The 19,560-nt window shown below is 71.9% G+C and carries 21 protein-coding genes and 7 tRNA genes; 18 read left to right on the forward strand and 10 right to left on the reverse strand.

Annotated elements, in window-relative coordinates:
* Positions 1 to 54: 54 nt before the first annotated feature.
* Together cobA and ACGF8A_RS01105 are read left to right on the forward strand one after the other, a co-directional pair.
* On the forward strand, positions 55 to 1,296 hold the full coding sequence (gene cobA / locus ACGF8A_RS01100; protein WP_393102890.1) for a uroporphyrinogen-III C-methyltransferase: 1,242 nt from the start codon (positions 55 to 57) through the stop codon (positions 1,294 to 1,296).
* 54 nt (positions 1,297 to 1,350) lie between these two features.
* A complete protein-coding gene (locus ACGF8A_RS01105; RefSeq protein ID WP_393102892.1) occupies positions 1,351 to 2,169 on the forward strand; it encodes a TrmH family RNA methyltransferase in 819 nt (272 codons plus the stop codon).
* A 6-nt stretch (positions 2,170 to 2,175) separates the two neighbouring features.
* On the opposite strand, the gene ACGF8A_RS01110 is transcribed toward ACGF8A_RS01105, so the two are convergent.
* Complete coding sequence (locus ACGF8A_RS01110) at positions 2,176 to 3,597, reverse strand: protein kinase (RefSeq protein ID WP_393103171.1); 1,422 nt, start codon at positions 3,595 to 3,597, stop codon at positions 2,176 to 2,178.
* Positions 3,598 to 3,793: 196 nt separating this feature from the next.
* Here ACGF8A_RS01110 and ACGF8A_RS01115 point away from each other — a divergent pair, with 196 nt between their 5' ends.
* The 4 genes from ACGF8A_RS01115 to ACGF8A_RS01130 all read left to right on the forward strand — a co-directional run bounded on the left by ACGF8A_RS01115 (position 3,794) and on the right by ACGF8A_RS01130 (position 6,501).
* Complete coding sequence (locus ACGF8A_RS01115; RefSeq protein WP_393102894.1) at positions 3,794 to 4,030, forward strand: hypothetical protein; 237 nt, start codon at positions 3,794 to 3,796, stop codon at positions 4,028 to 4,030.
* A 235-nt stretch (positions 4,031 to 4,265) separates the two neighbouring features.
* Positions 4,266 to 4,472 (forward strand): hypothetical protein, encoded by a 207-nt coding sequence (locus tag ACGF8A_RS01120; RefSeq protein ID WP_189699657.1) that lies wholly within the window; start codon positions 4,266 to 4,268, stop codon positions 4,470 to 4,472.
* 720 nt (positions 4,473 to 5,192) lie between these two features.
* The gene (locus ACGF8A_RS01125; protein WP_393102896.1) at positions 5,193 to 6,134 is read left to right on the forward strand and encodes a phosphotransferase family protein; all 942 of its coding nucleotides are present in this window, start codon (positions 5,193 to 5,195) and stop codon (positions 6,132 to 6,134) included.
* Positions 6,135 to 6,213: 79 nt separating this feature from the next.
* Entirely contained in the window at positions 6,214 to 6,501 is a 288-nt protein-coding gene (locus ACGF8A_RS01130) for a zf-TFIIB domain-containing protein (protein ID WP_393102898.1), read from the forward strand.
* Between the two features lie 60 nt (positions 6,502 to 6,561).
* On the opposite strand, the gene ACGF8A_RS01135 is transcribed toward ACGF8A_RS01130, so the two are convergent.
* The 5 genes from ACGF8A_RS01135 to ACGF8A_RS01155 form a co-directional block, all read right to left on the reverse strand.
* Positions 6,562 to 6,633 (reverse strand) — tRNA-Val (locus ACGF8A_RS01135).
* Positions 6,634 to 6,679: 46 nt separating this feature from the next.
* A tRNA-Val gene (locus ACGF8A_RS01140) sits at positions 6,680 to 6,751 on the reverse strand.
* 41 nt (positions 6,752 to 6,792) lie between these two features.
* Positions 6,793 to 6,864, reverse strand: a tRNA-Val gene (locus ACGF8A_RS01145).
* Position 6,865: 1 nt separating this feature from the next.
* A tRNA-Cys gene (locus tag ACGF8A_RS01150) sits at positions 6,866 to 6,939 on the reverse strand.
* 38 nt (positions 6,940 to 6,977) lie between these two features.
* Positions 6,978 to 7,050 (reverse strand) — tRNA-Gly (locus tag ACGF8A_RS01155).
* Positions 7,051 to 7,228: 178 nt separating this feature from the next.
* Between ACGF8A_RS01155 and ACGF8A_RS01160 the strand changes: the two genes are divergently transcribed.
* The 3 genes from ACGF8A_RS01160 to ACGF8A_RS01170 are packed head-to-tail and all read left to right on the forward strand — an operon-like array spanning position 7,229 to position 9,970.
* Positions 7,229 to 8,275: a chorismate-binding protein gene (locus ACGF8A_RS01160; RefSeq protein WP_393102900.1), complete on the forward strand. Its 1,047-nt coding sequence runs from the start codon at positions 7,229 to 7,231 to the stop codon at positions 8,273 to 8,275.
* Positions 8,272 to 9,093: an aminotransferase class IV gene (locus ACGF8A_RS01165; protein WP_393102902.1), complete on the forward strand. Its 822-nt coding sequence runs from the start codon at positions 8,272 to 8,274 to the stop codon at positions 9,091 to 9,093. Before ACGF8A_RS01160 ends, ACGF8A_RS01165 begins: the two co-directional genes overlap by 4 nt.
* 52 nt (positions 9,094 to 9,145) lie before the next feature.
* Positions 9,146 to 9,970, forward strand: a complete 825-nt coding sequence (locus ACGF8A_RS01170) for a GNAT family N-acetyltransferase (protein WP_393102904.1) — start codon at positions 9,146 to 9,148, stop codon at positions 9,968 to 9,970.
* Between the two features lie 11 nt (positions 9,971 to 9,981).
* Here ACGF8A_RS01170 and ACGF8A_RS01175 read toward each other — a convergent pair whose 3' ends face one another.
* Positions 9,982 to 10,497 carry a DsbA family protein gene (locus ACGF8A_RS01175; RefSeq protein ID WP_393102906.1) on the reverse strand — a complete coding sequence of 172 codons (516 nt, stop codon included), beginning with the start codon at positions 10,495 to 10,497 and terminating at the stop codon, positions 9,982 to 9,984.
* Between the two features lie 282 nt (positions 10,498 to 10,779).
* Here ACGF8A_RS01175 and ACGF8A_RS01180 point away from each other — a divergent pair, with 282 nt between their 5' ends.
* Together ACGF8A_RS01180 and ACGF8A_RS01185 are read left to right on the forward strand one after the other, a co-directional pair.
* On the forward strand, positions 10,780 to 11,229 hold the full coding sequence (locus ACGF8A_RS01180) for a hypothetical protein (RefSeq protein ID WP_393102908.1): 450 nt from the start codon (positions 10,780 to 10,782) through the stop codon (positions 11,227 to 11,229).
* A 161-nt stretch (positions 11,230 to 11,390) separates the two neighbouring features.
* On the forward strand, positions 11,391 to 11,543 hold the full coding sequence (locus ACGF8A_RS01185) for a hypothetical protein (RefSeq protein WP_189699665.1): 153 nt from the start codon (positions 11,391 to 11,393) through the stop codon (positions 11,541 to 11,543).
* A 93-nt stretch (positions 11,544 to 11,636) separates the two neighbouring features.
* Here ACGF8A_RS01185 and ACGF8A_RS01190 read toward each other — a convergent pair whose 3' ends face one another.
* Together ACGF8A_RS01190 and ACGF8A_RS01195 are read right to left on the reverse strand one after the other, a co-directional pair.
* Entirely contained in the window at positions 11,637 to 12,197 is a 561-nt protein-coding gene (locus tag ACGF8A_RS01190) for a CGNR zinc finger domain-containing protein (RefSeq protein ID WP_393102910.1), read from the reverse strand.
* Positions 12,198 to 12,610: 413 nt separating this feature from the next.
* A complete protein-coding gene (locus ACGF8A_RS01195) occupies positions 12,611 to 13,024 on the reverse strand; it encodes an SsgA family sporulation/cell division regulator (RefSeq protein WP_004002642.1) in 414 nt (137 codons plus the stop codon).
* Positions 13,025 to 13,215: 191 nt separating this feature from the next.
* Between ACGF8A_RS01195 and ACGF8A_RS01200 the strand changes: the two genes are divergently transcribed.
* The 4 genes from ACGF8A_RS01200 to ACGF8A_RS01215 all read left to right on the forward strand — a co-directional run bounded on the left by ACGF8A_RS01200 (position 13,216) and on the right by ACGF8A_RS01215 (position 14,745).
* Positions 13,216 to 13,668, forward strand: a complete 453-nt coding sequence (locus ACGF8A_RS01200; RefSeq protein ID WP_393102912.1) for a TIGR02611 family protein — start codon at positions 13,216 to 13,218, stop codon at positions 13,666 to 13,668.
* Between the two features lie 78 nt (positions 13,669 to 13,746).
* Positions 13,747 to 13,818: transfer RNA gene (locus ACGF8A_RS01205), tRNA-Val, on the forward strand.
* A 357-nt stretch (positions 13,819 to 14,175) separates the two neighbouring features.
* Positions 14,176 to 14,634, forward strand: coding sequence for an SRPBCC family protein (locus ACGF8A_RS01210; protein ID WP_393102914.1), 459 nt, complete (start codon positions 14,176 to 14,178; stop codon positions 14,632 to 14,634).
* A 39-nt stretch (positions 14,635 to 14,673) separates the two neighbouring features.
* Positions 14,674 to 14,745 (forward strand) — tRNA-Val (locus ACGF8A_RS01215).
* Between the two features lie 54 nt (positions 14,746 to 14,799).
* Here ACGF8A_RS01215 and ACGF8A_RS01220 read toward each other — a convergent pair.
* On the reverse strand, positions 14,800 to 15,525 hold the full coding sequence (locus ACGF8A_RS01220) for a 3'-5' exonuclease (RefSeq protein WP_393102916.1): 726 nt from the start codon (positions 15,523 to 15,525) through the stop codon (positions 14,800 to 14,802).
* Positions 15,526 to 15,713: 188 nt separating this feature from the next.
* On the opposite strand from ACGF8A_RS01220, the gene ACGF8A_RS01225 reads away from it, so the two are divergent.
* The 3 genes from ACGF8A_RS01225 to thrS all read left to right on the forward strand — a co-directional run bounded on the left by ACGF8A_RS01225 (position 15,714) and on the right by thrS (position 19,558).
* The gene (locus ACGF8A_RS01225; protein WP_393102918.1) at positions 15,714 to 16,280 is read left to right on the forward strand and encodes a DUF4365 domain-containing protein; all 567 of its coding nucleotides are present in this window, start codon (positions 15,714 to 15,716) and stop codon (positions 16,278 to 16,280) included.
* Positions 16,277 to 17,491 (forward strand): hypothetical protein, encoded by a 1,215-nt coding sequence (locus ACGF8A_RS01230; protein WP_393102920.1) that lies wholly within the window; start codon positions 16,277 to 16,279, stop codon positions 17,489 to 17,491. Before ACGF8A_RS01225 ends, ACGF8A_RS01230 begins: the two co-directional genes overlap by 4 nt.
* A 90-nt stretch (positions 17,492 to 17,581) precedes the next feature.
* Positions 17,582 to 19,558, forward strand: coding sequence for a threonine--tRNA ligase (thrS, locus tag ACGF8A_RS01235; protein ID WP_393102922.1), 1,977 nt, complete (start codon positions 17,582 to 17,584; stop codon positions 19,556 to 19,558).
* The last annotated feature ends 2 nt before the right edge of the window (positions 19,559 to 19,560 follow it).

Below are 19,560 nucleotides of genomic sequence, written 5' to 3' on the forward strand. Positions count from 1 at the left end.
GCTGCTCCAGAGCCGTAGCGCCCACCGCATGCCCGCACGAGGAGCCGCACCCTCATGGCCGAACACCCCGCCTACCCCGTAGGCCTCCGCCTGGCCGGCCGACGCGTGGTCGTCCTCGGTGGCGGCCAGGTCGCCCAGCGCCGCCTTCCCGCCCTGATCGCGGCCGGCGCGGACGTCCTCCTCGTCTCCCCGGCGGCCACCCCCTCGGTGCAGGCCATGGCGGACACGGGCGAGATCACCTGGGAGCGCCGGCCCTACGCCGAGGGCGACCTCGCCGGCGCCTGGTACGCCCTGATCGCCACCAGCGACCACGACGCGAACGTCCGGGCCTCGGCGGAGGCGGAGCGTCACCGTGTCTGGTGCGTCCGCTCCGACGACGCCGACCAGGCGACGGCCTGGACCCCGGCCACCGGCCACAGCGAGGGCGTCACGGTCGCGATCCTCACCACCGACACCAGGTCCCGCGACCCCCGCCACACCGCCGCCATCCGCGACGCGGTCGTCGAGGGCCTGCGCGACGGCACCCTCGTCGCCCCGCACCACCGCACCCGCACCCCCGGTGTCGCCCTCGTCGGCGGCGGCCCCGGCGACCCGGACCTGATCACGGTGCGCGGCCGCCGTCTGCTCGCCGAGGCCGACGTCGTGATCGCCGACCGCCTCGGCCCCCGCGACCTCCTCGCCGAACTGCCTGCGCACGTCGAGGTGATCGACGCGGCCAAGATCCCGTACGGCCGCTACATGGCCCAGGAGGCCATCAACGACGCCCTGATCGAGCACGCCAAGCAGGGCAGGTCCGTCGTACGCCTCAAGGGCGGCGACCCCTTCGTCTTCGGCCGTGGCATGGAGGAGGCCCAGGCCCTCGCCGAGGCCGGCATCCCGTGCACGGTCGTGCCCGGCATCTCCAGTTCCATCTCGGTCCCCGGCGCGGCCGGCATCCCGGTCACCCACCGCGGGGTCGCGCACGAGTTCACCGTGGTCAGCGGCCATGTCGCCCCCGACGACGAGCGCTCCCTCGTCGACTGGCCGGCCCTTGCCAGGCTCACCGGCACCCTGGTGATCCTGATGGGTGTCGACAAGATCGGCAAGATCGCCGAGACCCTCGTCGCGCACGGCAAGCCGGCCGGCACACCCGTCGCCCTGATCCAGGAGGGCACGACCGCCGCCCAGCGCCGGGTCGACGCGACCCTGGCGACGGTCGCCGAGACGGTCCGCGCGCAGGAGGTCAGGCCGCCGGCCGTCATCGTCGTCGGGGAAGTCGTCGGCGTGGGCCCCGGACCTCAGCGTAACTCGGGGTAACACAACCCCTACCGAGCCGTTGGCACCGTACGTACGACAAGGCAGTATCACCCTGTGGCCGATCTCATCACCGTCGAGGACCCCGACGACCCGCGTCTGCGCGACTACACGGGCCTGACCGACGTCGAACTGCGCCGTAAGCGCGAACCCGCCGAAGGCCTGTTCATCGCCGAGGGTGAGAAGGTCATCCGGCGGGCCAAGGACGCGGGCTACGAGATGCGCTCGATGCTGCTGTCGGCCAAGTGGGTCGACGTCATGCGCGACGTCATCGACGAACTCCCCGCCCCCGTCTACGCGGTCAGCCCGGAACTCGCCGAACAGGTCACCGGCTACCACGTGCACCGGGGCGCCCTCGCCTCCATGCAGCGCAAGCCCCTGCCCACGGCCGCCGAACTCCTGCGGTCCGCCCGCCGGGTGGTCGTCATGGAGTCCGTCAACGACCACACCAACATCGGCGCGATCTTCCGCTCGGCCGCCGCGCTGGGCATGGACGCGGTCCTGCTGTCGCCGGACTGCGCCGACCCGCTGTACCGCCGCAGCGTCAAGGTGTCGATGGGCGCGGTCTTCTCCGTGCCGTACGCCCGCCTGGACTCCTGGCCCAAGGGCCTGGAGTCGGTCCGCGAGGCGGGCCTCACCCTGCTCGCCCTTACCCCCGACGAGAAGGCCAGGCCGCTCGACGAGGCCGCCCCGCACCGGATGGACCGCGTCGCCCTCATGCTCGGCGCGGAGGGCGACGGCCTGTCCACCCAGGCCCTGGTCGCCGCCGACGAGTGGGTCCGCATCCCCATGTCCCACGGCGTCGACTCGCTCAACGTGGGCGCGGCGGCCGCCGTCGCCTTCTACGCGGTCGCGACGGGCCGCCCGCGGCCGTAGCGGGCCTTACGGGGACGCCTCGAACGCCGCCTCGTACCGCTCCGGCATGCGCGGCCCCTCGTCCAGCGGCCGGTACCCGGTCTGCGCGTGCTCCTGCCGCGCACCAGCGCCGCCCCGCTCGTCGCCGAGCCCACGTGCCGACGCCTGGCAGCCCTGCACGACCCCGATGCCGAGCGCCACGAGCAGCGTCACGACCACGAAGACGAACAGCCGCTGCCGCAGCAGCCGGGGATTGGCCGGCCGCCGCCCGGCCCCGATGGGCCGCGCCGGCGGACGACCGCCGCCACGCGGTGAGGTACGACTACCGCTGCCGGAGCGGGTCGTGCTGCGCGCCGGAGTGTTCCGCGAGGCGGGCGTGGCACGCGGCCCGGACCGCGACGGGGAACCCCCGCTTCGAGGAGCACCGCCACCCCGGGACGGCGTCGCGCCCCGCGCCGGAGCGGGCCCCCGCGAGCTGCCCGGACCCCGGGGCGCAGGAGTCACCGGCCCGCCCTGCTGCTGCCGGCGCGGCGCGCGGTCGGGGTAGGTGTCGGCGAGCCGCCCGGTGGGCCGGTCCGCCTCGGCGCTGCGCGGCGCGGGCGGCCGCCCCTCGATCAGACCCTGAGCCTCACGGGCGGCGATCTCCTTCAGCCGCAGGGACAGCTCCAGCGTGCTGGGCCGCTCCTCGGGGTCCTTCGCCAGACAGGCCCGCACGAGGGGAGCCAGCGCGTCCGGCACGCCGTGCAGCTGGGGCTCCTCGTGGACGACGCGGTACAGCATCACCTCGGAACTGCCGTGCCCGAAGGGCGAGTCGCCGGTGGACGCGTAGGCGAGGGTGGCGCCCAGCGAGAACACGTCCGTGGCGGGCGTGACCGCGGCGCCGCGCACCTGCTCGGGCGCGAGGAAGCCGGGGGAGCCGACGGCCGTGCCGACGTGGGTGAGCGTGGAGGCCCCGGTCGCCCAGGCGATGCCGAAGTCGATGATCCTGGGGCCCTTGGGGGAGAGCAGGATGTTGGACGGCTTCAGGTCCCGGTGGACGACCCCGGCCTCGTGCACCGCGACGAGCCCCTCGGACAGGGCGGCCCCGACCGCGGCGACGTCGGCGGCGGCGAGCGCCCCCTCGTCGGCCACCTTGTCGTGCAGGGAGGGTCCGGGCACGTACTGCGTGGCGAACCACGGCCGCTCCGCCTCCAGGTCCGCCGCGACCAGCCGCGCGGTGCACCCGCCGCGGATCCGGCGCGCCGCGGAGACCTCACGGGCGAACCGTGAGCGGAACTCCTGATCCTCCGCGAGATCGGGCCGGATCACCTTCAGGGCGACCCGCTGGCCCTTCTTGTCGGAGCCCAGGTAGACCACGCCCATGCCGCCCGCCCCGAGGCGCCGGTGCAGCCTGAACGAGCCGACGACGCGCGGGTCCTCGCGCCTCAGGCGCATCATCGCCATGTTCATCCCCGCTGCCCGGTCCGTGTGACGTGGCACAGCTTACGTTTCCGTGGCCGCCTGCGCGCAGAGGCCGCGCCCTCTCGGCCGGACGGATTGTCAGTGCCGGGTGCGAGACTTGAGGGGTGGTCAGGGAGCACGCCCCAGAGGCTCCTTTGAGCCGTCCGCGCTCCCAACCATCCTTAGCCGAAGGGGGATTGGGCTCATGAAGGGTGACCGTGTGGAGATAGTCGTGGACGCCGGGGACACGACACGTACGTACGAGGTGGTGGCGAGCAGGGCGGGCCGCAGGGTGGAGACGGCCGTACGCCGAGGTGTCGTGGAAGTGAGCGAAGTCACGCGAACCGGCGTTGTGGTCCGTACGGCGCGGTTCATGGCGAACCGGGTGCTGGCCCTGGTCGAGCAGCCGGTGCCTCGTGAGGACAGCTCGGAAAACCCCTGACACACCGGGCGCCCCCTCCGGGAAGACCCCGAGACCAGGTCCGCTTCTCCACCCAGGGGAGTACACCCCGTTCCACGGCTCATCCTCCGGGAGGCCCGCCAAGCGGTACGAGGGCATGACGCCCGGCACCCCCGCGCGCACCTACATTTGAGGTCAAGCGGCGGGTGCAGCACTCGTCCCCCGAGGTCAGGCACTCGCCGCTGCCGACGACAACTGAACGGTCAGGAGAGGGACCATGGCCTACACGGCACCGCGGACACTGATCCGCGAGCAGGGACGCAGGGCGCACGCCGCGTTCCGCCCGCGCCGCACGGGCCGCCGCCACCCCCTGGTGGCGACGGCCATGGCCCTTCCTCTGGCGGTCCTGCTCCTCGTCGTCTTCGACGGCTGGGAGACAGTGGCCACACAGGCGTCGTCCGTGGGCGTGATGCTGGGGCGCTGAGCGGCGACCCCAGGCCCGGAAGAGCGGTCCGGGCGGGGACATCCACCCATAACCCCGTGGGGACGGGGGTGCGGCGGACGGCACAAATGCCGGCGCAGCTGGGGAGCTGCGCCGGCATTGCTTTTGCCTCCGGCGGCATCCACGGAAGTGCGGCCACCGGCGCCCCCCGGGGCCGTTGCAGAGCCGACCACCTGCTTGCCGATCCGGCGCCACCCATCACCTCCCTCGCGGCCTCACGCCCGGCCGCCGACTCCACACCGCAGTGCCCCGCCCATCCCACGCGCCGCCCCTGCCCGCTTCACCACCCCGCAGCCCCTGCCGTTTCACGCGTCACCACTTGGCCCGGTCGGGCGCCGCCGCTTCACTTCGCGCACCATGACCTCGCCCGTGTCGTGCGCTGCCACCCTCGCCGTTTCGCGCGCCGGCACCACGCCTGCCCCAGGCTGCTTGGCGTGTCACGACTCTGCCCGCACCACGCCCCCTCCCCCCGCACCCCTCAGCGGCACCACGCACCTCCCGCGGCTGCATCACGCGACACCGCCCCTGCCCGCATCACGCGTCACCCCCCCCCGCTTCCCCGCCCCGCCACCCCGGTCTCCTCCCCGCCGTGCGCAACAGGCCCCCGCGGTGGCGTTCCAGGCGGCAACGCCAGCACCCCCGTCACGACCCCGCCCCCGCCGACGTACCCTCCCAGCACCCGTCCCGCTCCGAGGAAGACCTGTGACGCGACCCCTGCTCTCCGACCTGGCCGACCGGGCCAGGATCGCGGCCCACTCGCATACCGGCACCGGCGCCTGCGCCTGCGGAGCGGTGGTCACGCTCGCCGACCGCGACGATGCCACGGTCGTCCGGCACGCGGGCACCGTCGCCAAGGCCCACGCGCCGGGCACCGACGCCGCCGAACTCGCCGCCCGCCTGACGACGGCCGCCCGCATACCCGGCGTGCTGCTTCCTCCGCTGGCCACGGCCCCGGTCATCCTGCACGGCAGGCCGGTGACCTTCTGGCCGTACGGCGGTCCGGTCGACCCCGGCGCTCCGGACGCCGCCCCCTGGGAGGCCGCCGCCACGCTCCTCGCCCGCCTCCACCGCACCCCGCCTCCCGTGCCGCTCCCTGGCATGCGCGGCCCCGCGAAGGCCGCGCGAGCGGTCGGCCGGCTCCGCGTGGCGGCACCCGACCCCGCCGCCGACGCCGTGCTCCGGGCCTGGGCCACCCTCCCCGCCTGGGCCCGCGACGAGGGCCCTCCGCCGGACACCGCCACCCTCTGCCACGGCGACCTCCACCTCGGCCAGCTCGTGCGCCACCCCGGCCCCGACGGCCCGTGGCTGCTGATAGATGTGGACGACCTCGGGTTGGGCCCGGCGGCCTGGGACCTGGCCCGCCCTGCCGCCTGGTACGCCTGCGGACTCCTGCCGCCCGGGGAGTGGACCCGCTTCCTGGACGCGTACCGGGCCTCTGGCGGCCCGGCCGTGCCACCGGAAGGCGACCCCTGGCCCGCCCTGGACGTACCGGCCCGCGCCCTCACCGTCCAGACCGCCGCCCGGACCGTGACCAAGGCCCTCGCTGCGGAGCGGCGCCTGGACGACGTGGAGCGGTCCCTCGTCGACGCCTGTGCCCGAATGGCTTCCATCCCCGCCCAGTTGCCGCGGAACCTCGCGAAGTAGGGTGCAACCGACCGCAGCCGGACAGAGTCTGTCCTGGCGACACACGAAGCAGGACCAACCGGCGAGGAGTTGAGCCGACATGCAGTGCCCGAAGTGTCGTGCGCCCATGCACACGTACAACCGCAACGGCGTCCAGATCGAGCAGTGCTCGGGCTGCCGCGGAATCTTTCTGGACTACGGCGAGCTGGAGGCGCTGACACGCCTGGAGTCCCAGTGGTCCCAGCCTGCGCCGCCGCCCCCGCCCGCTGCGCAGGCGTACCCCGCTCCGCCCGCGCCCGCCTGGGGCGCCCCGCACGGTGGGCACCACGGCGGTCACCACGGTCGGCGTCGTAACAAGAGCTTCGGTCACATGCTCTTCTCCAGCTGAGTGGCACGCACCACGACGAAGCCCCCGGCCGTACGAGACGGCCGGGGGCTTGCCGGTGTGTGGACGATACTGGGATTGAACCAGTGACCTCTTCCGTGTCAGGGAAGCGCTCTCCCGCTGAGCTAATCGTCCTCGGGACCGCGGTCATGACTCCATGCAGCCGATCGCGGGCACTGCGTGCGCGATACTGGGATTGAACCAGTGACCTCTTCCGTGTCAGGGAAGCGCTCTCCCGCTGAGCTAATCGCGCGGGGTGGGACCTTCGAGAAGATCCAGGATCCGAAGATCCAGTGGACGATACTGGGATTGAACCAGTGACCTCTTCCGTGTCAGGGAAGCGCTCTCCCGCTGAGCTAATCGTCCTTGGAGGTGGAGACGGGATTTGAACCCGTGTAGACGGCTTTGCAGGCCGTTGCCTCGCCTCTCGGCCACTCCACCAGGAGTGTAGGGGACCGGGAGGATCCCCTCTTCCTTCGAGCGGACGACGAGGCTCGAACTCGCGACCTCAACCTTGGCAAGGTTGCGCTCTACCAACTGAGCTACGTCCGCCTGTCGTTTCGGTTCGCTTGCGCGGCCCGGCGACGTGTTGAACTCTAGCGGATTCCCGGGCCAGTACAAAAACGCGTTTGTGCAGCGTGCTGCGCTGCACCTGGTCACGGACGCGGCCGGACCACCGGGAAGGACACGGCCGGGCCACCCGCGGGACACCCGCCATAGACTCGACAACGTGCTCGACCTCCCGCCTCTCGCCCGCTTCGGTGACCGCGTCGCCACCGGACTGCTCGACGTCACCAGCGACCCCGCTGCCCTCGACTCCACCGGTTTCTGGGCCGTCGTCGCCGACTTCGAGGGCTGTCTGACCTGCGCGCGGTTCGCGGACGTACGGGAGGAGCCGGTGCCCGCGCCCGTGCCGGGCGCATGGCGCGGCCCGGCCCCCGGCGACTGGACGTCGTCCCTCGATCGCGCCTCGTACATGGAGGGAGTGCGCCGGATACGGCGGCACATCGCGGCCGGCGAGGTCTACCAGGCGAACCTCTGCCGCGTCCTGTCCGCGCCCGTCGCCCGGGACGCCGATCCCGACGCGCTCACGGCGTTGCTGGCCCGCGGCAACCCGGCGCCGTACGCGGGAACGATCCGCCTGCCCGGGCACGGAGTGGAGACGGCGACCGCGTCTCCCGAACTCTTCCTGCGCCGCGACGGCCGGATCGTCGAGTCCGGCCCGATCAAGGGCACCGGTTGCACCGAGGCCGACCTGCTGGAGAAGGACTACGCCGAGAACGTGATGATCGTGGACCTGGTCCGCAACGACCTCGGCCGGGTCTGCGCGTCCGGCACGGTGACCGTCCCCGATCTCTGCGCGGTGGAGAAGCATCCCGGGCTCGTCCACCTGGTGTCCACCGTGCGTGGCGAACTGCGCGACGGTGCCGGCTGGCCGGAACTGCTCGCCGCCGCCTTCCCGCCCGGCTCGGTCACCGGCGCCCCCAAGTCCAGCGCTCTGCGGATCATCGACGCCCTGGAGACGGCGCCCCGGGGGCCGTACTGCGGAGGCATCGGCTGGGTCGACGCCGACCGGGGAACCGGTGAGCTGGCCGTCGGCATCCGCACCTTCTGGTTCGACCGGGCCGAGGGCCTGCTGCGGTTCGGCACCGGCGCGGGGATCACCTGGGGATCGGACCCCGAGGGTGAATGGCGGGAGACCGAACTGAAGGCCGCCCGGCTGCTCGCGGTAGCGTCGGGGGCGTACGAGGTGAGTGGAGAGGGACTGCAATCGTGAAGATCTGGCTCGACGGCAAGCTCCAGGACGCCGAATCCGCCCGTGTCTCCGTCTTCGACCACGGGCTGACCGTGGGCGACGGCATCTTCGAGACGGTCAAGGTGGTCGAGGGCACGCCGTTCGCACTCACCCGCCATCTGGACCGGATGACCCGCTCGGCCCGTGGCCTCGGCTTGCCGGACCCCGACCTGGACGAGGTCCGCCGCGCCTGCGTGGCCGTGCTGGAGGCCGGCCCCATGCCGCTCGGCCGGCTGCGCATCACGTACACCGGAGGCCACGGTCCGCTCGGTTCCGACCGCGGCGAGCACGGTCCGACCCTGGTCGTCGCCGTCGGCGAGACCCGCCGCCGCCCGGACTCGACCGCCGTGATCACGGTCCCCTTCACCCGCAACGAGCGCGGTGCCCTCACCGGCCTGAAGACCACCTCGTACGCCGAGAACGTCGTGGCCCTGGCCCGCGCCCACGAACAGGACGCCTCCGAGGCGCTGTTCGCCAACACCGTGGGGCAGCTCTGCGAGGGCACCGGTTCGAACGTCTTCGTCGTCCTCGACGGTGAGATCCACACCCCGCCGGTCTCCTCCGGCTGCCTCGCGGGCATCACCCGCGCGTTGACGGTCGAGTGGACCGGCGCCGGCGAGACCGACCTGCCCCTGGACGTGCTGGAACGGGCCGACGAGGTCTTCCTGACGTCCACGCTGCGCGACGTCCAGGCCGTCCACCGCGTCGACGGCCGCGAACTGCCGGGCGCCCCGGGCCCGGTGACGGCGAAGGCCATGCGGATCTTCGAGGAGCGGTCGGGCGACGACCTCGACCCGTAGAACGCCGGGACATCCGGCAGACCTGGGGAGCAGGACGGGGTAGAACTCCCTGATGACCACCACCCTGCGGCCGACCGAGCCGCTTCAGCGCGCGGCCGACGGAACGCTCTCCCGCCACTACCAGGTGTGCGTGAACAGCCGTCCCGTCGGCGCGGTACACCTCGGCACGTCAGCCGCCTTCGGCCACTCGGTGGCGCGTATCCTCGCACTGCGCATCGAGGAGCCGGACCGCCGGCGCGGGCGCGGCACGGTCGCCGCCCTCGCCGCCGAGGAGGTGGCGCGCGGCTGGGGCTGCCGGCAGATCGAGGCGGCCGTCCCCGGCGACGCCGAGGCGGCGCTCCGGCTCGTCACGGCGCTCGGTTACGTCCCGCGAAACCGCGGCATGGAGAAGCACCTCGGCGACACCCCGCCCGAACTGCCCGCCGGCAGCCACGCGCGGCCCATGACCGAGGACGATTTCGCCGCATGGCTCGTGCACGAGTCGGAGCACTACGCGCGCACCTGGATCGAGCGAGGGGTCCCCGAGCCCCAGGCCTACGCCAAGGCGCGCGACGACCACGACCGGCTCCTGCCGGACGGAGTGGCCACGGACGACATGCTGTTCAGCGTCCTGGAACACGACGGGAGGCGGGTGGGCACCCTGTGGCTGGCGCTGCAGGACGACAAGGCCTACGTCTTCGACGTCGAGACCGACGCGCCGCACCGCGGACGAGGGCACGGCCGCACGCTCATGCTGCTCGCCGAGCGCCAGACGATCGCGGCCGGCCTGCACGTCCTCGGCCTCAACGTGTTCGCCGGGAACACCCCCGCCGAGCGGCTCTACGAGTCACTCGGCTACGAGACGACGCGGCGCACCTTCTACAAGACCCTGCTCTGAGGGCCCGGGCGTCAGTCCTGCCCGGCCAGCAGCCGGTCCGCGATCTCCTCGACGCGCTCGCGCAGCCCCTCCTGGCTCTTGCCGCCGTCGAGGCGCTCGCCGCCGATCACGTACGTGGGGGTGCCGGTCACGCCGATCGCCTTGCCCTCCGCCTGGTCGGCGTCGACGATCAGGATGTGCCGGCCGTCGATCAGCGCGGTGTCGAACTCCTCGGCGTCCAGGCCGAGTTCCCGGGCCACCTCGACCAGGAAGGGTTCCCCTGCACGGTCCAGTTCCTCGACCCGGGCCAGCACCGCCTCGACGTACGTCCAGCCCTGCCCCTGCTCGGCGGCCTCCTCGGCGGCCTGCGCGGCGGCGAAGGAGTGCTTGTGCTTCTCCAGCGGGAAGTGCCGCAGCCGCAGTTCGAGCCGGTCGCCGTAACGGGCGCGCAGGGCGCGCAGGTCGTCCAGGGCGCTGCGGCAGTCCGTGCACTGGAGTTCGCACCAGACGTCGAGGACGGGCGCGGGGCGGGCGGAGGAGTCGTTCATGGGGCCAGTCTTCCAGCACCGGCGCACCGGACCCAATCGGCTCCCGGCCCCCATGCCTACGGCTGACCTGGACCGGGTGGGCCGCGGCGCCGGCCCGGCGTCGCGGGCGCTGTTCCCGCACGACCACCACCGCCCCGAGTCGTACGTCCCACCTGCACCTGCGGAGGAGCCGACCCGGAGATGTCCCTGATGTCAGGGCGGGGCATGGCCTGGCGGGGTTCGGGAGGTGCAGGATGGAAGAGGCGAAGCACACCGCCCGCCCGAGGCTGTCTGGAGGACCGGATGATTGCCGAGACCGTGTGTTCCGCCGTTGCCGCGGCCGGCCTGGGCATCGCCGCGGTGACGGCGTTCCGCAGGCGCTTCCTCACGGCCGCCCGTATCGCGGCCTATGCGCTGGTCCCTCTCGGACTGGTGATGACCGGTGTCGTGGAATGGGCCGCGGACACCGCCTTCAGCCCGGTGGCGTGGGCGGGCTTCGGCGTCCTCGGCGGTGCCTGGGTGCTGTTCGCGGGCACGCGGGCGGTGGAGCGGCGACGCGGCCGCAAGGGCCGCGCGGCGACCACGGCGGCCCCGCACGACCCGGTGGCCACGCAGGCGTCGGCGCCCTCCCTGGGCCCGGCGTCCCGCCCGGACCCCCAGCAGCCCCGCACCAAGCCGCAGGCAGCGCCCCGTGCGGACGCCGCGGACGACTTCAGCGACATCGAGGCCATCCTCAAGAAGCACGGCATATGACACCCGTGACGGCGGTCTGAAAGGACCCGGCGCTCCGGATGATCGGAAGCTGTCCGGCTCGCACCACAGACGCGCAGGTGATCACGGATTTCGGCGATCTCGCGCACATCCGTGCGTCTTGATCGCGTGGGGGCCGCCCCCTGCGTCATCATCACCGCGAGATGCTGGACACGACACAGAGCGATGCCGCGCCGCCGAAGGACGAGCCGCGCGGGTGCCTCTTCGCCCTTTCCCAGCCACCGCTGATGATCTTCCTTGCGGTGATCGGGTGTCTGCTGCTCATGGCTGCGTTGCACGATCTGTTCCTGCTGTGAGCCGTACGCGCGGTCCCCGGCGCCACCCGCCGGGAACCGCGTCGGCATCGACGTTCCGCCGGTCGGCCCACAGGCCGTGATCGCGTTCGGGCGTCAGCCCGCCGCCTCCTTCCGGCGCGCCCGGTAGGCGGCCACGTGAAGGCGGTTGCCGCAGGTGCGGCTGTCGCAGTAGCGCCGCGAGCGGTTGCGGGAGAGATCGACGAAGGCGCGCCGGCAGTCGGGTGCCTCGCAGCGCCGCAGCCGCTCCCGCTCGCCGGCGACCACGAAGAAGGCCAGCGCCATCCCGCAGTCCGCCGCCAGGTGGTCGGCGACGGAGGCGCCGGGCGCGAAGTAGTGCACATGCCAGTCGTAGCCGTCGTGATCCGTGAGGCGGGGCGTGGTGCCGGCGGCGGCGACCAGTTCGTTGATCATCCCGGCCGCGGCGCGGCAGTCCGGCGCCGCGAAGATTCCGGCGAACCGGCCGCGGATCTTGCGCACCGCCGAGAGGTCGAGCTCCGAGAGCACTCCGACATCGCTGATCTCGTGGTTTCGTACGAATTCCGCGAGAGCCGCGACATCCGGCAGCCCGTCCGGCGTCGTCTCGTCCTCCGGTGCGGTGTTCACCAGATCGACCACGGTGTCGAGCGCGCACCGGGTGTCGTGGGTGATCAGCACGTTTCGCTCCCTGGCCTGGGGGTCGGGCGGGCGCCCGCCGATGCTGGCCGATGGTAGTGGCTCCCGGCCACCGCCCCGGCGGCTCCGGAGGCACCGGGCCGCGCCTGCTCGTTGAACGCGGCCGGGCCAGCCACGGTTCCCGACGGGCCCAGGGGCCCGTCGCCGAGCGCCGGGGGGAGCGGCTCCCACGCAGACCGGCGCCGCCCCCGCAGGATGTGCGGTGGCAGCGTGCTGTGTGCCGTATGAGGTTGTCCTGGGCGCCATGGGGCCTGCCCGGAGGATCGTGCCGGAGACGGGCCCTGGCGGCTTCACGGTGACCGATCAGCGCCGTGGCCCGCTCCGGCCCGGTCCGCCGGACAGGCCCGAGCCGTCTCCCCGAGTGGACGGCCGGGCAGCTTGGTGGTGGCCTCGCCCTAGCTTTCCGCCAGGATGTGCGAGAGCTCCTGGTCGAGGTCGAAATGCCGGTGTTCTGTGCCGGGCGGCACGGCGGCGTCGGTTCGCTTCAGGAACGACTCCAGGGCCCGCGCCGGGGCCTCGAGCAGCGCTTCCCCCTCGGGGGAGCTCAGGGCGATGCAGACGACGCCCTGACCGTGGCTGCGCGACGGCCAGACACGGACGTCGCCGGTTCCTGTGGGCCGGTGAAGCCCCTCGGCGAGGAGGTCGCGGGCGAACACCCACTCGACGGTCTCCTCGGCTCCGGTGTGGAAGGTGGCGTGCACGGCGTAGGGGTCGGCCGTGTCGTACCGCAGGCCTGCGGGGACAGGCAGGGAGGACTCGCTCGACACAACGAGGCGCAGGTGCAGCTCGCAGCTGACCGTGGTGTTCATAAGCGCCAGGGCCTTTCGCTCAGTGTGCGCTCGGGGATTCGCACGTCGGCGAAATCGACATGCCACCTACGGTGCCGTTGTAAACCCCTCTGAGGGTTTTGAGCGCGTTTACGTAACTCTTCCGGCCGAGAACCTGTTCGCCCGATACACCCATTCCGGTGACCGGAATCGTTCGGGTAGGGTTTGGCCGTATGAATACGGGGAGTAGCAAGGCCGGCGAGATCGCCGTGGCCGCCGACGAGACGGGGACGCGCCGCGTCGAAGGTGAGCGTGCGCTCGGTTCCCGGGCGCCCGAGTTCATCAAGGCACGGCGCCTGCTCCATGTGAGCTGGCAGGTGGGCGTCTTCCTCGTCGGCCTCGCGGTCGTGGTCACCGGCGTCATCCTGCTGCCGCTGCCGGGTCCCGGCTGGGTGATCATCTTCGGCGGCATGGCGATCTGGGCGACCGAGTTCGTCTGGGCCCAGTTGGTGCTGCGCTGGACGAAGCGCAAGGTCACCGAGGCGGCACAGCGCGCACTCGATCCCAAGGTGCGCCGGCGCAACATCATCCTGACGTCGGTCGGCTGTGTGATCGTGGCCGCGATCGTGGGGTTCTACCTCTGGAAGTTCGGCTTCATGATGCCGTGGAAGATCAAGGACCAGTGATCCACGGAGCGGGGTGCGGGGGCGGCCCATCCTGGTCACCCGCACCCGCTGACATGGGGTAATGTTCTTCCTGCGCCCGGGCGATTAGCTCAGTGGGAGAGCGCTTCGTTCACACCGAAGAGGTCACTGGTTCGAACCCAGTATCGCCCACCCGGAACACGGCCCATCTGCGAGACAGCAGGTGGGCCGTTGTCGTGTCGTCTGCGACTGCCGCGGTGGCGCGCACTGCCGGGTTCCGGAATTCCGTCGCGTTTCTCGGGAGGTACGACCGGCGGGGCGTTCCTCCCGGCCTCGAGTTCAGGATCAGTGGATCCGACACGGCGTCACTCTTCATTGGCGTAAGGGCTTTTGAGGGTGACCCCCTCAATTTGCCGAAGAGCGCTGCGGCACGGGCGGCGGCGCCTGTTCAGGAGTGTCGTCCAGGCCGCCGGGTACACCATGAGCACGCGTACTCAGAACGTACTTGGATGGTGTACGGGAATGTCCCCCTACGGGCAGACTCGGCGCATGGACTGGACCCACTACCGCTTCCGCAGCCTGTGGCCACTGCCCGCCGCACCCGCCGCCGTGTACGGGGTGCTGGAGCGGCCCGAGGAGTATCCGCGCTGGTGGCACCAGGTGCGCGAGGTCGAGCGGAGGGACACCACGACGGGCGTGATCCGGATCCGGTCGATCCTCCCGTACGACATGACCTTCACCGCGCGCCAGGTGCGCCGCGATCCCGGGGCGGGGGTGCTGGAGATCGCGATGTCCGGCGACATCGAGGGCTGGGCGCGCTGGACGGTCACCGCTGCGGGCGGCGGGTGTCTCGCTCGCTACGACCAGGTGGTGGACGTGAACAAGCCGCCGCTGCGGCGGTTCGCCGTGCCGGGGAGGCCGGTCTTCCGTGCCAACCACTGGCTGATGATGCGAGCCGGACGGCGAGGACTGCTGGCGTACTTGGGCCACGATCCCCAAGCGGTTTGAAGGAAGCGCCGGGGCACCTGTATCGTTCACTGCGTTCCCGGGCGATTAGCTCAGTGGGAGAGCGCTTCGTTCACACCGAAGAGGTCACTGGTTCGAACCCAGTATCGCCCACCGGGAAGGCCGGTCCGCCGTGGCGGACCGGCCTCTTTCATGTGCGCCGGGCGGTCAGGCCGCCGCCGCGAGTCCCGGCCGCAGAGGCCATGCCGGGTCCACCGCCTCCTCGTTGCCGGTGCGCGCGAACCACGCCTGCAGGCCACGCGCCTGCGCCGCGTGCCAGACCGCCTGCAAGGTGTGCAGCTCGGCGGGGGACAGACGCTCCAGCCGGGACGCGAAACGGCGCCCTATGGCCCGCACCAGTTCGAGGGAGGCCATCGCGTCCGCCGCCGCGTCGTGCGCGCCGTCGAGCGGGACGCCGTAGTGCTCGCACAGGTCGGTGAGCGTGCGGCGGCCCTTGCGGTAGCGGTCCAGGTGCTTGTCCAGCACCCGCGGGTCCAGCACCAGCAGGGGTACCGACTCGAACCAGCGGCTCAGTGACGAAGCGCGGTGCCGGCGCAGCTCGCGGTCCAGCAGTGTCAGGTCGAACGGTGCGTTCATCACCACCAACGGCCGCCCGGTGCCCGCCTGTTCGGCGAGCTCGGTGGCTATCTCGTACATCACCGGTGCCGGCCAGCGGCCGTTGCGCGCCAGGTGATCCTCCGTCAGCCCGTGCACCGCCGTCGCCTCGGCGGGCACGGGCACGCCCGGGTTCACCAGCCAGTGGTGCATCCGGGGTCGCGTGCCAGGGGCGTCCTGGACGACGAGGGCGGCCGACACGATCCGGTCGGTCTCGACGTCCACGCCCGTCGTCTCTGTGTCGAATGCCGCCAGCGGGCCCTCGTACCAGCACGTCATACCTACACAACTCCTCGTTCACCCACGGCAGCTGACGCACCGTCTTCTGCCCGTTTGGTGATACCCGGGCTGTTTGCGCCGTACGCCGGGGGGAGACAACAGAAGTACGGGTCGGCGCAGTTCAGCGGCATGTTTCGCGGGCACGGCCCGGCGCGGGGAAATCCACTTTGCCTGGAAGGCTGCCGGCCATGGCGATAGCGCAGCCCGAGCGGGGCGGGCTGCTGCCCGAACGCACGGGCCCCCATCGCGGATCACTCGCCACCACCGCCTGCATGGAGACACTGCAGGTGGGTTATCTGCACGCCGTCGCGGCCGCCGCCGGCTGCTCACTGTCCCAGCCCTTTCCCGACAACGGCATCGACTGGCACGTCAGCCACAGCGCGCCCGGGCACACGGTCGACGACGAGGTCACCATCAAGGTGCAGCTCAAGGCCACGTACCAGATCGCACCCAAGCCGCCCGGCCGCTTCTTCTCCTTCACGCTCGACAACGACCACCTGGCGAAACTCGCCCGCACCCCGGTCTCGGTGCACAAGATCCTCGTCGTGATGCTCGTCCCGCGCTCGCAGGACGACTGGCTGCGCGCCAGCCACGACCGGCTCGACCTCAGGCACTGCTGCTACTGGGTCAACCTCGCCGGCCACCCCGTCACCGGCCGGCACCGGACCAACGTCCGCATACCGACCGCACGCATCTTCGACGACCGGGCGCTGTGCGAGATCATGACCCGGGTCGGGACGGGAGGCAGACCATGACGCACCGCCCGCTCGACGAGCACCTGCGGCCCGTGCGGCCGCACCCGGAGGCTCCCTGGGACCAGCCGCCCGAGCCCGGCCAGGTCGACCCCGCCGTGCTCGGCGCGCTGCTGCACCGGCACGGCTGGCAGCGGCGCGGCGGCGCCGCCGGGCGCTACGGCCGCTGGACACCTCCCGGACCCGCCGCGGGCGGCACCAGCCTGCTCGTGCCGGAGAGCCGGGCCTTCCCCGACAGCGACGACCTGCTCGCCGAGGCTCTGCTGGCCCTCTCCCGAAGCGCCATGCCGTCGGCGCGCGAGGTGCTCGTCGGGCTGAGCGTGCCCAGCGACGAGATCCGCTGGTGGCGTGACGTACCCGCCGGGCCGGCGGGGGCGGCGTCCTGGGCCGTCGAGGAGCAACTGCGCTCCGCCGCCCGCCAGACGCTGCTCGCCGGGGCGCTCGCCACGCGCGCGCGTGCGGGGTACTACGGCGCCCGGCACAAGCGCGCCGCCGCCGTGATGCTGGAGAGCGTCCTGGTCGGCGCCGCGACCGGCGGTCGCGGCCTCACCGCCTTCGTCCCGGTCGTCCCGGCCCGCCCGCTCGCCCTGCGCCTCCACCAGGCGCTCTACGCCGTCCGCGAGGCCATCGACTACCAGCGCGCCACCGGTGGCATGGACGCCTTCGACGGGGCCGTGGAAGCAGGTGTGAGCCGCGAGCTGACCGAGGCCCTCGTCACGCTGGTCCGGGGCACGGAGGGGGCGCGCGTCGCCGTCGAGTGGGCGCCCGGCGCCGGTCCGCCCGAAGGGGGCGCCGCCCCCGGCGAGGCCGTCGAGTTCTCGCCGGGCGACCTGCCGGTGCTGCGCGAGGCCGGGGCCCGCTTCCTGCGCGAGGAGCCGTCCGTGCCGGTGCGGATCACCGGCGAGGTGGTCCGGATGCGCAGGTCGGAGCGGCGCGGGGAGGGGACGGTGCGGCTGCGGGTGCTGGCCGGGGCCGAGATCCCGCACGTGCGGCTCACCCTGGACGAGGAGGACTACCGGATCGCCGGGCAGGCCCACCTCGTCGGGCTGCCGGTGCGGGTGCACGGGCGGCTGGAGAGCCGCGGCGGCTTCCGCAGGCTGACGGGTGCCTCAGGGGTCGCACCGGTGCAGGTGGACGAGGCGGAGCGGGACCAGCTGCTGAAGTCGTTGCAGGAGAACCTCGACTTCTTCGAGGAGGTGTGCGGCGGGGAATGATTTCGCCTGGGGTGGTCCGGGGTCGGTACGATCGCTTATTGCGCGCGCTCTCGGTACGGCGCCGCTTCCACCTTCAGTCAGGAGAGACCGGTGTCAGACGTCCGTGTGATCATCCAACGCGATTCCGAGCGGGAAGAGCGCACGGTGACGACGGGCACCACGGCCGCCGACCTCTTCGCCGGCGAGCGCTCCGTCATCGCGGCGCGCGTGGGCGGTGAGCTGAAGGACCTGACCTACGCACTCGGTGACGGCGACGAGGTCGAGGGCGTCGAGATCTCCTCCGAGGACGGCCTGAACATCCTGCGCCACTCCACCGCGCACGTCATGGCGCAGGCCGTGCAGGAGCTGTTCCCCGAGGCCAAGCTGGGCATCGGCCCGCCGGTCAAGGACGGCTTCTACTACGACTTCGACGTCGAGAGGCCGTTCACGCCCGAGGATCTCAAGGCCGTCGAGAAGAAGATGCAGGAGATCCAGAAGCGGGGGCAGAAGTTCTCGCGCCGGGTGGTGACCGACGAGGCCGCCCGCGAGGAGCTGGCCGACGAGCCGTACAAGCTGGAGCTGATCGGCCTCAAGGGCTCCGCGTCCAGCGACGACGGCGCCGACGTCGAGGTCGGCGCCGGTGAGCTGACGATCTACGACAACCTGGACGCCAAGACCGGCGAGCTGTGCTGGAAGGACCTCTGCCGTGGTCCGCACCTGCCCTCGACCCGCCTGATCCCGGCGTTCAAGCTGATGCGCAACGCGGCCGCCTACTGGCGCGGCAGCGAGAAGAACCCGATGCTCCAGCGGATCTACGGCACCGCCTGGCCCTCCAAGGACGAGCTGAAGGCGTACCTGGAGTTCCTCGCCGAGGCCGAGAAGCGGGACCACCGCAAGCTGGGCAGCGAACTCGACCTGTTCTCCGTCCCGGAGCAGATCGGCTCCGGCCTCGCCGTCTTCCACCCCAGGGGCGGCATCATCCGCCGGGTGATGGAGGACTACTCGCGGCGCCGCCACGAGGAGGAGGGCTACGAGTTCGTCTACACCCCGCACGCGACGAAGGGGAAGCTCTTCGAGACCTCGGGCCACCTGGACTGGTACGCCGAGGGCATGTACCCGCCCATGCAGCTCGACGAGGGCGTGGACTACTACCTCAAGCCCATGAACTGCCCGATGCACAACCTGGTCTTCGACGCACGCGGCCGGTCGTACCGCGAACTGCCGCTGCGGCTGTTCGAGTTCGGCACCGTCTACCGGTACGAGAAGTCCGGCGTCGTGCACGGCCTCACCCGCGCGCGCGGGTTCACACAGGACGACGCGCACATCTACTGCACCCGTGAGCAGATGTCCGAGGAGCTGGACAAGACGCTCACCTTCGTCCTCGGCCTGCTGCGCGACTACGGCCTGACCGACTTCTACCTGGAGCTGTCCACCAAGGACCCGGAGAAGTTCGTCGGCTCGGACGAGGCCTGGGAGGAGGCGACCGAGACGCTGCGCCAGGTCGCCGAGAAGCAGGGGCTGCCGCTGGTCCCGGACCCGGGCGGCGCCGCCTTCTACGGGCCGAAGATCTCCGTGCAGGCCAAGGACGCCATCGGGCGCACCTGGCAGATGTCGACCATCCAGCTCGACTTCAACCTGCCGGAGCGCTTCGACCTGGAGTACACCGCCGCGGACGGCTCCAAGCAGCGTCCCGTCATGATCCACCGGGCGCTGTTCGGCTCCATCGAGCGGTTCTTCGCGGTGCTCCTGGAGCACTACGCGGGTGCCTTCCCGGCCTGGCTCGCGCCCGTCCAGGCGATCGGCATCCCGATCGGCGACGCACACGTCGAGTACCTGGAGAAGTTCGCCGCCGCGGCGAAGAAGAAGGGGCTGCGCATCGAGGTGGACTCCTCGTCCGACCGGATGCAGAAGAAGATCAGGAACGCCCAGAAGCAGAAGGTGCCCTTCATGGTCATCGCGGGAGACGAGGACATGGCGAACGGCGCCGTCTCCTTCCGCTACCGCGACGGCTCCCAGGAGAACGGCATTCCCGTCGACGAGGCCATCGCCAAGATCGCGCAGGTCGTCGAGGAGCGTACGCAGGTCTGACG

Origin of the sequence: Streptomyces sp. NPDC047706, from assembly GCF_043204795.1 — a bacterium.
GTDB lineage: Bacteria > Actinomycetota > Actinomycetes > Streptomycetales > Streptomycetaceae > Streptomyces.